Origin of the sequence: Gluconobacter potus (assembly GCF_015244705.1) — a bacterium.
GTDB classification, from domain to species: Bacteria; Pseudomonadota; Alphaproteobacteria; order Acetobacterales; family Acetobacteraceae; genus Gluconobacter; species Gluconobacter potus.
In genome coordinates this window covers 40367-55215 of the sequence record NZ_JABCQF010000011.1, presented here as the reverse complement: position 1 = coordinate 55215, position 14849 = coordinate 40367, and the positions used below count along the sequence as shown (strand labels likewise).

The following is a 14849-nucleotide window of genomic DNA, read 5'->3' as shown; positions in this document are numbered from 1 at the left end:
CTTTGCTCAGTTGAAAATGATATCGTGCGGCAGGATGTAGGGCTTGCCCGTTCGCTCATGGGTTTGGACGCGCCCCTCTTCCAGCCCGAACACCGTCTGGGCCAGAGTGTCTGTCAGAACGTCCTGTGGCGGTCCCTGCGCATGAATGGTGCCCTGATGCACGACCACGATCCTGTCGGCACAGGCCACGGCCCAATTGAGGTCATGCAGGACCAGTACGACCCCGCCACCCCTGCGGGCATGCTTACGGGCGAGATCAAGCACCAGATGCTGACGCGCCGGATCCTGCGCGGAAATCGGCTCGTCGAGCAGCAGAAATCCCGGCGCATTCCCCTTGTCTGACACCGCGGCCTCAAGCTGCATCAGGACGCGGGCCAGATGGGCACGCTGGTGCTCGCCGCCGGAAAGATCCATGACATCGCGATCCGCAAAGTGCTCCAGCCCCACACGACCGAGCAGGTCTTCCGCCAGCATTGTGCGCTCCTGACCGGTCAGACGTGGCGCCGAGACACGCGCCCCCATCACAACGAGATCCTGCAATGTGAAACGTGCTCGCAGAACAGTCTCCTGTGTCAGCATGGCCCGCATCGCCGCGAGGCGTGCCGGAGCAAGGTGGTTCAACTCCGTACCCTGCAACGTCACCGTTCCGCTCGTTGGCGACAGCAATCCGCTGGCAATCCGGAGCAGCGTGCTTTTCCCTGCGCCATTCGGTCCGACAATGGCCGTCACCTGTCCCGCCTCGAAGCGAAGCGAAGCCCCGTGCAGGATCGTTTTCCCACCCGCGCGCCAGACGACATCCTGAAGAGCAAGGCTCATGAGACCACCTCGCGTCCGTGGGCTCCGGACAGCAGCCAGACGAAGACCGGCGTTCCCAGAACAGCCGTCACGATCCCCACTGGCACGTCAGCGGGGATGGCAATCACGCGCGCTAGCGTATCGGCCACGATCATGAGGCTTGCCCCTAAAAGCGCACTTCCCGGCAGAACGAGGCGATGATCCGGGCCCGTCACCAGCCGGACAAGATGCGGCACGATGACGCCCACGAACCCGATCGCCCCCACGAAGGACACCGTTGGCCCGACGGCACAGGCTACCGCCACCATGGCCAGACGCTTGATCCGTTCGACCGGATACCCGATCAGGTGGGCATCGCTTTCGCCCAGCAGCAGGGCATTGAGCGGCGTGGCCAGACGTGCCGTCACGGCAGCCGCAACGCACAGGAACGGACATAACAGCCCGATGCGGGACCATGTCGCACCGGCGAAGCTACCCATGGTCCAGAATGTCAGGTCACGCAGGGCCGTATCGTTGGCACGGAAAATAAGAATACCCGTCAGCGCCCCGGAGAACGCCCCGAGCGCCACGCCAGCCAGAAGGATCGTGCTGACGGAGGTCACGCCCCCGCGCGTCGCAAACAGATACAGTAGATAGGCAGCGGCAAAGCTGCCGCACATCCCCGCAGCAGGAATGGCCCAGACACCCCATGTACCCGAAACAAGCCATGGTCCCCCCAGAACGATCATGCAGGCCGTCGCCAGTGCCGCACCCGATGACACGCCAATCAGCCCCGGATCGGCCAGGGGATTGCGGAAAAGCCCCTGCATGACCGCTCCAGCAACCGCCAGCGCCGCCCCGGTCAGGCCCGACATCACCACCCGTGGCCCGCGGATGCGAAGCAGCACGATCCGGTCTACCCGGATGTCAGAATCCGTTGTTCCATGCCAGAAAGCCGACAGGTGCACGCCCGTCGCACCGATATTCAGCGCGGCGATGACGGCCAGCAGCAGCAATGGTATGAGAGCGATCAGAAAGATCAGGGCCTGACGCCGGGATGATGTCATACGGGATGACCCGCCGTTTCAATCAGGCGCGCCAGATCAAGCGCAGCCAGGGGCGTACGCGGCCCAAATCCAAGAAGACGCTCCCCCTCCATGGCAATGATCGCCCGGTTCTTGCCTGCAGGGGTCAACTGGAACCCCGGATCAGCCAGAAGCTCATTCCGGATCGCATCCCCACCCTGTTGCATCGTCAGGATTACATCCGGCCGGAGCGCAACAAGGTTTTCCTGATCCACGATCTTGTAGCCCCGCATGCCCGCTCCGGCATTGATCGCCCCCGCAAGACCGATCACGGCATCCGCAGCCGTTCCTGCCCCAGCGGCCATGGGACGGTTGTTGGTCATGCGCATCACGAACAGCACACGCCTCATCTGCGGATGGGCCGCGCGCCATAAGGCGAGGCTCCGGAACTGGTCCGAAATTGTGCCGCACAGGCGCTCACCTTCAGGCTTCGCATCAACGATTTCGGCCAGAAAACGGGTGCGTCCCTCGATCGCTTCCGGCGAGTGCGTTGCATCCACGAACACGACCGGCACGCCCGAAGCTGCAAGCTGATCCATCGCAGCGGCCGGACCGGAATCATTCATGGCCAGAATCAGGTCCGGCCTGAGAGACAGAACCCCTTCGGCGGAAATCGCCCGCATGTAGCCTAGGTTTTTCTTTTCCCGCTGCGCCTGTTCCGGCCATGTAGACGTCAGATCAACGCCAATGATGCTTTGCGAGCGTCCAAACGCATAAAGCGTTTCCGTAATAGTACCACCGATACAGGCGATCCGCTGTGCCGCCGGGATCACAACATGACGCCCGCGGCAGTCCGTTATTGTCCGCACAGAGGCCGCATGAGTTGTTTCAGGCAGAATACCGGCCGCCACGCTCATGGCGACGAGGGACAGGCCCAGCTTTCGCCGGGAAAGAGCGGAATTCTGAGTCATCACGCGGCCTGCTCCATCCCTTCGACAGTCCGGAGCACTTCAGAGGCACTGAACGCCCGTTGCCCGATCGTCAAATGCTCGCCCTTGCCGGCGTTCTTATGCGCTGTCTGGAACAGGTCCGATCCACCACGCCATGCCTCGAAGGCCTCGCGCGACGCCCAGAACGCATGGGAAATGTAAGCCACAGGGTTAGGATAGGCGCTGCCTTTCAGGAACGGGATCATGAGGCAACCCGGGGCAGTGTTGAGAAGCACCTCCCGATCCAGCCAGCGGCGCCGGAAATCGGGGTGCCAGTCCAGCCGCACTTTGAAACGGTTCACAACAACAAACATCTGGCTCTCCTCGCTTCCGGGATATGGTCCAATCCGATGTGACAAGGCTGCCATATGTGAAAATGAGAATCAATCTCAACTTAACCGAAGGTATCACCTTGGCATCTTGTTGCGACACATTTTCAAAAAGAACGTGAGGGTTCGAAAAACCCGTTGGTTTTGTGTGCGTCTCTGTAATTCTATTTTCCCTGCGTGGATTAGGGATAGATGACATGAAGCAGCCGGGTTTCTTTGATGTTGAAGAGCGGCTTGCACGGTTGAGTGGGCCTGGTGATCAGTTCGAAGTCTTTTCCCGGACTGTGGATTTTGAGGTGTTTCGACCTGATCAGGAGAAGGCTCTTGCCTATTCGGATGGACGCAAAGGTGGCCGTCCGCCGTTTGATCCGGTGTTGATGTTCAAAACCCTGGTGATCCAGACACTGAACAAGCTCTCCGACGAGCGGAGGGAAGACCTGATCAATGACCGTCTGTCTTTTATGCGCTTCTTTGGTCTGGGTCTGTCGGATCAGGTGCCCGATGCCAAAACGATCTGGCTGTTTCGTGAGCGGCTGACGCAGGCCGGTGCGATTGAAAGACTGTTCAACCGCTTCAATACCACATTACGGAACGCCGCTTATCTACCGATGTCGGGGCAGATCCTGGACGCAACGCTGGCGGCGCCAAAGCAGCGCAATACAAACGCTGAGAAGACGGATCTCCGGGAAGGACGGATCCCACAAGACTGGCAGGACAAACCCTCAAAGCTGTCTCATAAGGACAGGCATGCGCGCGGGACGCTGAAGTTCACCAAAGCAAAGCGACAGGATGATGGAACATTTCCGGCAACGGATCTTACCCTCTCGTCCTTTGGCTATAAATCCCATGCCTCCATCGACCGGAAGTTCAGGCTGATCCTTCAATGGAATGCGACAGATGCCACCTCTAATGATGGTGCGAGATTCAGCCAGAACCATTGATGCCTGCCCGTTGCAGCCGAAAATCAGGCCGCAAAAATTTCAATCAACGGTTCTTCGATCCGTCCAGGTTCTGGATTAGATCCTTTGTCAACACTGCCTCACTTCTGCCCCTACAAAGTTAGGAGCAGGATTTCCTGCGACAGGCAGTGCATGCGACATTACATCAAGCGCTGCCCCGCCGAGATGTCCCGTTTCAGGATGCCCGCTTGCGCAGAAGTCTTTCCAGCAGGCTGGCACCCAGAAGAAAGTCTTCCATTTCCATGCTTTCGTCTGGGTTATGGCTGCCATTCTCGTTTCGGACGAACAGCATTTCAGTCGGAACGCCCTGCCCTGCGAATGTTGCCGCGTCATGCCCGGCCCCGCTGGCCATTGAAACGACCGCGATACCCATTTCCGCTGCCAGCTCTTTCACCTGCGCCTGAATCGTTTCATCCATGACAGCCGGCGTGCTCTGGGTACGCGGGCCCAGGTCAACACGGACTGAGAACTCTGCTTCCACCCGACGGGCCTGCTCGATGACCCGTGTGTTCATGCGTTCCAGCAGAGCTTCGTCACGTGAACGGATATCGATGACCAGATCGAGTTTGCCCGGAACGGCAGCAAAATTGGCCTGTGCCGGATCCGTCTGGCACACCCCGAACGTCAGGGTCATTTCCTCGCCGGCGGCTTCAACCGTTTTCCAGTCTTCATGAAGCGCCATCATCATGCTCGCACCGGCCATGACAGCATCCGAGCGGAAACGCCGCGGCGTCGCGCCAGAATGGGCGTACTGGCCGTGAATGACTGCGGAGCGATATCGGGTACTGCCGCAAATTCCGGTCACGACCCCAACGGGAACATCCGCCTCAAGCAATACTGGCCCCTGCTCGATATGGAGTTCCACAAAGCAGTCGATTTTTGCCGGGTCCAGAACGGGCGCCTTGCCACACAGTTCGGGATGTGCACCGCAGGCCAGCATATGATCGCGCAGTGTCACGCCATCATCACTACGCGGTGTCTCAAGGGCTTCTGCAGGCAGCAGGCCAAAAGCCGTGCGGCTGCCCAGATAGGACACCGGGAACCAGACGCTTTCTTCCGCACGGGTCACGATCAGCGTCGTATCGCGCTCAGGCTGGAACGCCGCTCTGGCCCAGGCGCAAAGGATCAGAAGCCCTGCGATCGCCCCTGCTGCACCGTCAAAATTGCCACCGCACGGGACCGTATCCACATGTGATCCGGTCATGACCACAGGCAGATCACGGTTGCGGCCCGGAAGCGTGATGAACAGGTTCGATGCCCAGTCCCTGCGGATTTCCAACCCATGCTCTCTGGCGATGTCTTCAAACAGGGCGTGTGCCCGGTTCTCGCCCTCGCCATAGGATGGGCGGGTCATTCCCCGCCCGTCAAAGCCGATATCATGCAGGCGATCGAACACCCGGTTTGCCAGTTCCGGATCAAGAACAGGGGCAGCAGCCGTATTGGAAGAGGTCAGGGAACTGGACACGGAAACTCCTTTTAGAACCGGATGGGTAGAGACTTACTGCTTGGTAAAAAGCTGCTTCATGTCGGCCAGCGCCTTGAATTCCAGCGCATTGCCTGCCGGGTCACAGAAGAACATCGTCGCCTGTTCACCGGGCAGTCCTTCAAAACGGATCTGCGGCTCCAGCCCGAAGGTAATGCCGTGACGACGGACGCGCTCCGCGAGGGCTTTCCAGTCATCCATGTCCAGTACGACGCCAAAATGGGGAATCGGCACGTTGTGTCCGTCCACCGCCCCGCTTCCAGCGTCACCTTTATGGCATGCGTCGGGAACAAGATGGGTTACGATCTGATGGCCGTACAGGTCGAAATCAATCCAGCTGTTCGTGCTACGTCCTTCCGGGCAACCCAGAACTTCACCATAGAAGACACGGGCAGCATCAAGGTCGTCGACCGGAAATGCAATGTGAAACGGATTAGGCATCTCTACACCAGAAATTAAGAAGGAATATCAGAATAACATGCAGAAACCGGCATATTATAGAACGAATATATGTCTTCTGATGAAAGCAAAGGTTACCTTTGCGGATGATCTCTTGCGACTCTCCGCAAAGGTGGGGGCATATCAGTCCTGTTTCAGGACAAGTTTTCCCTTTTCACGCGTGAAGCGAACGCCATAGGGCTCACAGAGGATCTCGAAGCGAGACAGGATGCTCTCACCTTCTTCCCCTTCAGCGAGAAAAGGCAGGCCGCGCGTATGGGCGCTTTTGCCCAATCCAAGCGAGACGGGATGAATTTCCATGGAGGACAATGTTCCGTCTTCTGCGAATTCGCAGATCGGCAGCAGGGTTTCCCAGAAGCGCCGATCGGCCGGGAAGCCCTTCGTGTCATTCAGGGTCCGGGTCTTGTAGACCTGATGCGGCGTCACATCCGTGCTGACCTTGTAGAAGGTATAGGAATCCTCCGGCAGCATATCGACAAGTTCGTTCTGACCAATGAAATTACCGAGGCTATAGAAGATCGGTTTGCCCTTGTAGAGTTCCATTCCCTTCAGAAGATGCTGGCCGTGGCAGACCACGATGTCAGCCCCCTGATCGATGGCATCCCGGGCAAAGGCTTCCAGAAACTCGCCCGGCTTTTCCCAACTGATGGTTCCATCGGCGTCATACCCGACTTCATGGGTATGAACACTGACGATGACCACGTCAGAGACAACCCGGGCTTCACGGACCCAGCGCCCGATTTCCTCCAGATCCCGCGCATTCGGGGCGGTGGTGATGCGGGTTTCACTGCCCTCGACAAAACGGGTTCCATCCAGCGTCAGCGTGTCTTCCGGAGCGGGATAGCCGAAGCCCAGCTTGATCTGCTCCTGCTTGATTTTCTCCAGACCAAGACCTGCCGAAATTGTCTGCAGAACCGAAAGCTCTTCCGGCTTTACCTGATACGTCGTGCTGAAATGCAGCGGATTGAGACCGGGGCGTCCCTGCATGCTCCGGGTCTGATCGGCAGCTTCCTGTCCGCGCGCGAATGTCGAACAGCACGACAGCATCGAGACCGTGCCTCTGGGATGGCTGAAATAGGCCGGACGACGCGCTTCCTCGAGGGTCAGCCCCACACCGGAATACAGGATTTCGCGCTTTCTCAGTTCTTCGATTGCAATGCGAAGACCGGAAATGCCGTAATCAAGACAGTGATTGGTAGCGGCTGCGAACAGGTCGAAACCTGCGGTGCGGAGTTCATCCAGGATCCAGGGATGGGCGCTGAAATGAGATCCGCCATGATCAAGGGCGGGATCGCCCTGATAGTCGCTTGGCATGATCTCAAGATTTGTGAAGGACGCATCGCAATCCCGGATCATGTCAAACAGCGGGGCGCAGACCGGATCGATATCCGTGTTCAGCCGACGCAGGACAATGCTGTCGCCCGTGAGGCAGACTTTCATATACAGGTCTTTCAACTACAGTTACAGAATTTCAGAAGGAATAGAGGGGCCGGAAGGGGCCGTGATCCTGCGTGTCACGGACCAAAGGATGACGGCCCCGACCGCGACCGTGATGGCCATGCACACCATCCCGGCTGAGAGGGTTCCTGTAAGGGATGTCAGTTTTCCGACGACCATGGGGCTGATGACGCCGCCCCAAAGTCCGATGGCGTTGATCAGCGCAAACCCGCCGGTTGCAGCGCTTCCCTGGAACACATTGGCGGCCATCGCCCAGAAGACGACGTAGGATGCGTAGATCCCGGCCGTAGCTCCTGCCAGAACGATCATCTTCAGGATAAAAATATCCGGAATGATGGTTGTCAGCAGAAAGCACAGGCTGGCCAGAAGCGCCGGAGCGTAACAGTGGAAGCTCCGTTCCTTCAGCCTGTCCGAACGGGCACTCCAATAGGCCATCGAAGCGACGGAAATCACGTAGGGAAACGAGGAGTACAGCCCGACCGCCAGGGACGAATGAACGCCGGATTCATGAATGATAGACGGCAGCCAGAAATTCAGCATGTACATTCCGGCCATGAGTGCGAAGAAGCCGAGCCCCAGGAAATAGATCGCCGGGTCCCGGATGACAGCGGAAAATTCCACATGGCGTACGTTCTGCCGGACGCTCCATGCCTCGATTGTCTTGCGTTCCTGTACCGACAGCCATGCAGCGTCCTTTGGTGCGGTGGGAAGGACGAAAGCGACGATGACGCCGAGCACGATGGACGGTAGCCCTTCGAGAAGAAACATCCAGCGCCACCCCGCCAGACCGGCGACCTGATCGAAGTGAGACAGGATCAGCTCCGAGATCGGGCCGATAATTATCCCGGCCAGAGGCAGTGAGAGTTGGTGCCAGAAAATGACGGCCGACATCCGGTTCTCAGGATACCAGCGAGCCAGATAATAAGTGCAGGTCGGGGCAAAACCTGCTTCGAACACGCCCAGCAGAAAACGCAGGACATAAAAGCTGTCGCGGCTGTGAATGAAGCCAGTCGCCGCCGATGTCATGCCCCACAAGACCATGATTCTGGCAAATGTCTTGGGTGCCCCCACCCGCGATGACCAGAGGCTGATCGGAATTTCGAACAGGACCAGGCCGACGAAGAAAATCCCGGCCGCAAATCCGAACTGTGCCGCAGTTAGGTCCACATCCTGGGAGATATGGCTGCGTGCAAACCCCAGATTGGTTCGGTCGATACTATCCATCAGGTAGATCACAATGATCCACGACATGATCCGCCAGTTCAGGCGATGGTAAAGTCTGGTCTGTATCTCGTTCATCAATACCCTCTCTCCTGCGGCACCGGGGCGCTTCCTGTAGGAAAATATTCCGGCACGTTAAAATGGTTCCGGAATATTCCGTAATCAGAAATCATAGGAAAAACGGCCGCCCACAAATCTTGGCTGTCCGGAAATGCCCATGTTGACCGTTGTCGCAAGCGTACGGCTGACGATGTAGTCGCGGTTGAGAATGTTCGTGGCGTAAGCCGTAACAGCCCAGCGTCCCTTGACCGGCTTGAAGGTCACACTGCCGTTCATGAGGAAATATGCAGGCAGCAGGTAGGTTCCGGTTCCACGCGGGACAGTATCCTGTGCACCACGATATGAGTAATCCCCCTGAAGCGTGACGGTATATTTCCTGAAAACGGGTTTCGTTTCATAGGAAATACTTCCGTTCAGCGTCAGTTTAGGGATACCCATATCTGCGCCGTTATAGCTGTCAGTTATCGACTTGTACTGTCCGGTCTTGGCGTAATAGGCGGTCACGGCCTGCACGTTCAGGACCTGGAAGTCATCATAGGTTCCGCGCTGATACCCTACGTTCTGAGAGATTGTCAGGCCGCGGAAAGGATGGGCGCTGATCGAGAGTTCCGTTCCGAAGATATGCGAACGGGGCACATTGACATAGGAACCGACCGTCCCCCAGCCGGGAACCAGAATATAGGAGAAATACTGCTGGTCGTGGTAGGAATCCCAGAATGCCGCGCCATTGATCCGAAGACGGTGATTGAAGAATTCACTCTTGAAGCCGACTTCGTAAGCCATCAGCCATTCAGGTTTGAAGCCCGCAGCCTGCTGTTCCGTCAACGTCGTGTTGGCCGTAAAGCCACCCGGTTTCACGCCACGCCGGATATCGGCATATAGCATTGCATTCTGCATCACCTGATAGTTGATGCCGACCTTGCCCGAGAACTGGTTTGTCAGGGCGCCGTGATTGGCGAAAACCTGACTGTAGGTCTTTGCCAGCGTCACAGGGTTGTAGCGGTAGACGGCGTCGTCGAGAAACTGGCGGTCGTCACTCTGATGCTCCAGACCGAAGATCAGGTGCAGTTTGGGCGTCAGGGCGTATTTCAGGTTCACGAACTGTGAAAAATTCTGCTGTGGCTGCACATGGGTGCTGTCCTGAAAGTAATACTTTCCGGAGCGATCCGTGTAATCGAACCAGTTCTCGCCCGAGGCCCGAACGCGGTTGTAGTACATGCCCGCCACCCATTCGAGCCGGTTGTGGAGCGCCATGCCCGAAAGGCGTACTTCCTGCGAGAACACATTCATGCTTCCCGTCAGATAGCTGTCACCGGAACGATAGGCTTCCGCGTCCCGATCGATATATTCATGGCGCTGCTGCTGCTGGAACGAGGAGATCGTTGCCAGGTGCGCCCAGCCCAGATCCCGGTCCGCGTTGAGATTGATGCCCCACTGCATGTCGTTATAGGACGGCTTGCTGTTAGGGGAGATCCCGAGAATCTTGGCGTACTGGGGATTGAGATTCCAGCCCGTCGCATAGATGTCCTGATCGCGCGGGAGGATGTTGTTGCTGTCGGACAGGACGAAACCGGCCTGCGCTTCCGAAGAATCCTGCGACCAGTTGGCGGTCAGTTTGATGTTCGTTTTATCGTCGGGCTGCCAGGCCAGTTTGCCGCGTAGCGCGCCCTCATTGGCGCGCCCGATCGACTCACCGTTGACCCGGTTGTAGCGGAAGGCCCCGCCCTGCAGCATCTGCCCGGCAAGACGAAACTGGAGCCGGTCCGTGATCGGTGCGGACACATAGAAATTCGTCTTGCTGCGCGCGTAGCTCGCGATGTCTTCCGATGCACCGTAATGAAGGGTTTTGGTCGGATCATTGGTCGTGATGCGGACTTCGCCGCCCGTGTCGGCAATGCCATGCTCAAAACCGACCGGGCCGGGCTCGACACCGACGGAGGCCACGTCGAACATCTGGCCGGAACTCATCGCCGTGATGGTGTACGGTACGTCATCGAAATAGGTCATGACCGAGGACATGTTGTTCTGGGTATAATCCTGCATACCGATGCCGCGCAGGTAATAGTCCGGAACGTTCGAACCGCCCTCAGTCTGGATCGTGAGGTTCGGCACCAGATTCTGGATATCCTCGACGGTCGTGACGTGATGCGTCACGAGGTCTTCAGCGGTCAGATTGGTGATGTTGCCAGCGCGGTGCTGATCGGCTCCGAACCCGAACGCCCGACGCTTCGTCGTGACGCTGATGACTTCGGGATGATCCTGCTTTGCCACCGCATGATGTACGGGTGCGACATGAGCATCCGCATGTCTGGACGGGACTGTCCGACGGGCTTTGTCGTTTTTTGAAGTAGCGGCATATGCCCCTGCCATCGAAAGGCATCCCGTACAGACAGACAGCATCAGGAAGCCGCGGAATGCGTTTTTCATAACAGAACCCTGCCGTTCAGCCCGAACCATAATCATCCTGAACTCCTGCTCATAAACCGATCATCCCGCAGACCGGCAAACCTTATGTTTCATATTCAGAACATATTTCGGTTTCAGGACATAGCTGTTCCTGTTTGATTCAAAAGATAATAAAACTATCTCATGAGATGCTTACAGTGAGATAAATCAGCAGATATCCTTAAATTTCAGGGATCGAGATTTCCATAGAAGATGAAAAAAACATTTTGTTGCTGGTTTTCATCAGGAGATGTCGTTAAATTTTTACAGGAATGATCGCCTTCAACAATATTCCAGATTCGTTCCAAATGGATCCTTGTCCAACCTCAGGAATGCTTCATGCCAATACGAAACACGGAAAAGATCTGGGATCATGTCGACACCCTGGCGGATGAAGCCATTGCCCTGAGCGATAACGTATGGGCCGTTCCCGAACTCTGTTACGAAGAGCATCACTCCTGTGCGCTGCACACGCGGATGCTGTCTGATCATGGCTTTGTCCTTACCTCCCATGTTGCAGGCATCTCGACGGCTGTGATGGGCGAAAGCGGAGAGGATGGCCCGGTCATTGCTTTTCTGGGGGAATACGATGCCCTGCCCGGTCTCGCGGCGGCTGCAGGCTCCTTCGATCATACTCCGACGACCGAAAACGGCCATGGATGCGGACACAACCTGCTTGGCGCTGCATCCCTTCTGGCCGCTGTTGCTGTTCGGGACTGGCTTGCGGTCATGCAGATCCCTGGCCGCGTCCGGTATTATGGATGCCCGGCAGAGGAAGGCGGAGCGGGAAAAGGTTTCATGGTCAGAGGTGGGGCATTCACAGGAGTGGATGCCGCGATTTCATGGCACCCATCCCCGTTCTGCGGGGTTCTCCCACCGTCTTCCCTGGCAAATGTCCGGATGGATTTCACATTTACCGGCCGTTCGGCTCACGCAGCGGCCGCACCACATCTGGGGCGGTCAGCACTGGATGCGGTCGAACTGATGAGCGTGGGCGTTAACTATCTGCGTGAGCACATGCTTCCCACCTCGCGCATTCATTACGCTTACATCAATGCCGGTGGGACTGCGCCCAATGTCGTGCAGTCTGAAACGACAGTCCGTTATTCCGTTCGGGCAGAAGGTCTTTCCGAAATGCTGGCACTGGCCGAGCGGGTACGGCAGGTGGCTCAGGGAGCGGCCCTGATGAGCGGAACTCAGGTTCGGAGCATTGTAACCGGAGGCGTTGCGAACCTGCTCCCCTGCCCGCCCCTTGAAAAAGTGATGCAGGAAAGTTTCGAGCAACTCGGGCCACCACCTTTCAGCGCCGAAGATCAGGTTTTCGCCGCAAGGATACAGGAGACCCTGTCAGCGGAGGATATTGAGTCCGCTCTTCAGCAGGTGGGATGCTCCGCATGTGATGCGTCGCTGTCCGACTTTGTCCTGCCTGCTGGAAGCCGGTTTTCCCTGGGCTCCACGGATGTCGGGGATGTCAGCTGGACCGTCCCGACGGTTCAGGCTCTGGGAGCAACCTGCGCCATCGGGACTCCCCTCCACTCATGGCAGATGACGGCTCAGGGTGTTTCCCCGGTAGCACATAAGGGCATGATCCATGTCGCAAAGGCGATGGCCATGACCGCCATTCGATTATTCCGGTCCCCGGATGTCTTGAAAAAGGCTCAGGACGATCACGCACAACGCCTTCTTCGCACTCCTTATGTCTCTCCCATTCCTGCGGATACTTTTCCGCCTCAGGGAAAGTTCTGAAAAAAGAACCGGAGATCCTGTTCTGATATCGTGGCGCTTGCCATACCATGAAGTCCGCGGAAATCATTTCCAAGTCAGAAACGAGAGACAGCGCATCTTGGACACACGCTTTCTGGAAAGCTTCATCGCCATCGTGGAACGAGGTTCCATCGCCGATGCCGCGCGTCAGCTTTCACTCACCCCTGCGGCCGTCTCCCAGCGCATCAAGGCTCTTGAAGACCAGATCAGACAGCCTCTGCTGATCCGTGCCGGCAGGACCGTGACACCGACTGCTGCAGGCCTGGCCATCATTGAGAAGAGCCGACAGCTCATCAAGGGTGTCGAAGAGTTGCGGTCCCTCGCCTTTCAGGAAGAATTTGCCGGCGAACTGAAAATCGGCGCCATTTCCACTGCCCTGACCGGCATCCTTCCCTTCATGCTGAAAAAATTCTTCATCGAGTATCCACAGATCGACCTGCATGTCACACCGGGTCAGTCGATCAAGCTGTATCATGAGGTCCTGGAAGGACAACTGGACTGCGCAATTATCGTTGAGCCTCCTTTCGGTATTCCCAAGACATGCGGCTGGAAAAGGCTTCTGTCGGAGCCTCTGATAGTTCTGGTTCCGGAAAACTGCGCTGAAACGGATCCTCTGAAGATCCTTAAAAATAATGTTTTCCTCCGGTATGACCGCAATCAGTGGGGCGGTCGTGTCGCCGATACCTTCCTCAAGGACAACAGGATTTTCCCCAAGGAACAGCTGGAGCTTGATTCCCTTGAAGCCATCGCTCTGATGGTCAGCCAGGGCATTGGCATTTCCCTGCTTCCGGACTGGCTCCCGCCATGGCCGGAAGGGCTCAAAGTCCGGAAGATTCCTGTCTCCAGTACACCACCCCAGCGCCATATCGGCCTGCACTGGCTGCACGCCTCACCGCACGCCCATCTCATCAAGACCATGGAGCCATTCCTCACCCTCAAGAAGGCCTGAAGGCTCTCACTTTCCCCATTCCGGATAACCGTTCATGGACACACGCTTCCTTGAAAGTCTGCTCATTGTTATCGAGCAGGGCTCCATCGCAGGAGCCGCACGCCAGCAGCACCTGACCCCCGCAACCGTGGCGCAGCGGCTTCGGACACTGGAAGAGGAGATCGGCTGCTCCCTTGTCCAGCGGAACGGACGCCATGTGCGTCCGACCGAACATGGCCTGGCTATTCTTGAGCAAAGCCGTCGGATCGTCACTTCCGTCCGTGAACTCTGCGTGATTGCGACAAGCGACACTCCGGTCGGAAAACTCAGGCTGGGGGCCATTTCCAGTGCCGCAAACGGCCTTCTGCCTCCTTACCTGAAGCGCTTTTTCGAATGTTTTCCTGAAATCGAATTGCACATCATGCCGGGGTCGTCTTCCGCGCTTTACAATGCCGTTCTGGATGGGGCACTGGATGCGGCCTTCATCGTCGAGCCGCCATTCAACATTCCGGAAACCTATGTCTGGGAGACGCTGCGCTCAGAGCCGCTCATCGTTCTTGTTCCCGGCGATGTAACGGAGACCGACCCGCACGAAATCCTGCGGAACTATCCCTTCATCCGTTATGACCGCAACCAGTGGGGTGGACGCCTGGCGGATGACTATCTGAAACGTACCGGAATCTGGCCTCATGAACGGCTGGAACTGGACGCACTCGATGCCATCACGACCCTCGTCAATCAAGGAACCGGCGTCTCACTGATTCCGGACTGGGCCCTCCCCTGGCCGGACGGCTTCCATCTGAAAAAAGTCTCACTCCCTGCTCCGGCACCGTGCAGGAAACTGGGATTTCTTTCCCAAAGGAATACTCCCAGAAGACGCCTGATTAACCGCCTCCTCGATATCCTCCAGTCTCCACTCGGGTCTGCCAGCATGTGAAGGTCATTACGTGCGAAG

The 14849-nt window shown here is 57.4% G+C and carries 12 protein-coding genes and 1 pseudogene; 4 read left to right on the top strand and 9 right to left on the bottom strand.

The window, feature by feature from the left end; all coding sequences use genetic code 11:
• Positions 1–6: 6 nt before the first annotated feature.
• The 4 genes from HKD31_RS13070 to HKD31_RS13055 are packed head-to-tail and all read right to left on the bottom strand — an operon-like array spanning position 7 to position 3102.
• Positions 7–816 carry a heme ABC transporter ATP-binding protein gene (locus tag HKD31_RS13070; RefSeq protein WP_194265463.1) on the bottom strand — a complete coding sequence of 270 codons (810 nt, stop codon included), beginning with the start codon at positions 814–816 and terminating at the stop codon, positions 7–9.
• Positions 813–1841, bottom strand: coding sequence for a FecCD family ABC transporter permease (locus tag HKD31_RS13065; RefSeq protein ID WP_194265462.1), 1029 nt, complete (start codon positions 1839–1841; stop codon positions 813–815). The genes HKD31_RS13070 and HKD31_RS13065 overlap by 4 nt, the downstream gene beginning before the upstream one ends.
• Entirely contained in the window at positions 1838–2770 is a 933-nt protein-coding gene (locus HKD31_RS13060) for a heme/hemin ABC transporter substrate-binding protein (protein ID WP_194265461.1), read from the bottom strand. Before HKD31_RS13060 ends, HKD31_RS13065 begins: the two co-directional genes overlap by 4 nt.
• Positions 2770–3102, bottom strand: a complete 333-nt coding sequence (locus tag HKD31_RS13055; protein WP_194265460.1) for an antibiotic biosynthesis monooxygenase family protein — start codon at positions 3100–3102, stop codon at positions 2770–2772. Before HKD31_RS13055 ends, HKD31_RS13060 begins: the two co-directional genes overlap by 1 nt.
• A 212-nt stretch (positions 3103–3314) precedes the next feature.
• On the opposite strand from HKD31_RS13055, the pseudogene HKD31_RS13050 reads away from it, so the two are divergent.
• Positions 3315–4040: pseudogene (locus tag HKD31_RS13050) on the top strand (transposase); the annotation flags it as partial.
• Positions 4041–4251: 211 nt separating this feature from the next.
• Here HKD31_RS13050 and HKD31_RS13045 read toward each other — a convergent pair.
• From HKD31_RS13045 to HKD31_RS13025, 5 genes are all read right to left on the bottom strand, one after another.
• Positions 4252–5541: a Zn-dependent hydrolase gene (locus tag HKD31_RS13045; RefSeq protein ID WP_194265459.1), complete on the bottom strand. Its 1290-nt coding sequence runs from the start codon at positions 5539–5541 to the stop codon at positions 4252–4254.
• A 33-nt stretch (positions 5542–5574) separates the two neighbouring features.
• Entirely contained in the window at positions 5575–6000 is a 426-nt protein-coding gene (locus HKD31_RS13040; RefSeq protein ID WP_194265458.1) for a VOC family protein, read from the bottom strand.
• Between the two features lie 141 nt (positions 6001–6141).
• Positions 6142–7458, bottom strand: coding sequence for a CapA family protein (locus tag HKD31_RS13035; protein WP_194265457.1), 1317 nt, complete (start codon positions 7456–7458; stop codon positions 6142–6144).
• A gap of 21 nt (positions 7459–7479) precedes the next feature.
• Entirely contained in the window at positions 7480–8775 is a 1296-nt protein-coding gene (locus HKD31_RS13030) for an MFS transporter (protein ID WP_194265456.1), read from the bottom strand.
• 84 nt (positions 8776–8859) lie between these two features.
• Positions 8860–11127, bottom strand: coding sequence for a TonB-dependent receptor (locus HKD31_RS13025; protein ID WP_194265734.1), 2268 nt, complete (start codon positions 11125–11127; stop codon positions 8860–8862).
• Between the two features lie 420 nt (positions 11128–11547).
• Here HKD31_RS13025 and HKD31_RS13020 point away from each other — a divergent pair, with 420 nt between their 5' ends.
• The 3 genes from HKD31_RS13020 (at position 11548) to HKD31_RS13010 (ending at position 14831) form a co-directional block, all read left to right on the top strand.
• Entirely contained in the window at positions 11548–12948 is a 1401-nt protein-coding gene (locus HKD31_RS13020; protein ID WP_370543929.1) for an amidohydrolase, read from the top strand.
• 97 nt (positions 12949–13045) lie between these two features.
• Complete coding sequence (locus HKD31_RS13015) at positions 13046–13915, top strand: LysR family transcriptional regulator (protein ID WP_062493673.1); 870 nt, start codon at positions 13046–13048, stop codon at positions 13913–13915.
• 34 nt (positions 13916–13949) lie between these two features.
• The gene (locus HKD31_RS13010) at positions 13950–14831 is read left to right on the top strand and encodes a LysR family transcriptional regulator (protein ID WP_062493663.1); all 882 of its coding nucleotides are present in this window, start codon (positions 13950–13952) and stop codon (positions 14829–14831) included.
• Positions 14832–14849: the final 18 nt, after the last annotated feature.

What these genes read in the sequence shown, in the direction of transcription:
- HKD31_RS13010 (WP_062493663.1), top strand. Translation starts at nt 13,950, where the DNA reads ATGGACACACGCTTCCTTGAAAGTCTGCTCATTGTTATCGAGCAGGGC.
- HKD31_RS13070 (WP_194265463.1), bottom strand. Translation starts at nt 816, where the DNA reads ATGAGCCTTGCTCTTCAGGATGTCGTCTGGCGCGCGGGTGGGAAAACG.
- HKD31_RS13030 (WP_194265456.1), bottom strand. Translation starts at nt 8,775, where the DNA reads ATGAACGAGATACAGACCAGACTTTACCATCGCCTGAACTGGCGGATC.
- HKD31_RS13055 (WP_194265460.1), bottom strand. Translation starts at nt 3,102, where the DNA reads ATGTTTGTTGTTGTGAACCGTTTCAAAGTGCGGCTGGACTGGCACCCC.
- HKD31_RS13040 (WP_194265458.1), bottom strand. Translation starts at nt 6,000, where the DNA reads ATGCCTAATCCGTTTCACATTGCATTTCCGGTCGACGACCTTGATGCT.
- HKD31_RS13025 (WP_194265734.1), bottom strand. Translation starts at nt 11,127, where the DNA reads ATGGCAGGGGCATATGCCGCTACTTCAAAAAACGACAAAGCCCGTCGG.
- HKD31_RS13035 (WP_194265457.1), bottom strand. Translation starts at nt 7,458, where the DNA reads ATGAAAGTCTGCCTCACGGGCGACAGCATTGTCCTGCGTCGGCTGAAC.
- HKD31_RS13060 (WP_194265461.1), bottom strand. Translation starts at nt 2,770, where the DNA reads ATGACTCAGAATTCCGCTCTTTCCCGGCGAAAGCTGGGCCTGTCCCTC.
- HKD31_RS13065 (WP_194265462.1), bottom strand. Translation starts at nt 1,841, where the DNA reads ATGACATCATCCCGGCGTCAGGCCCTGATCTTTCTGATCGCTCTCATA.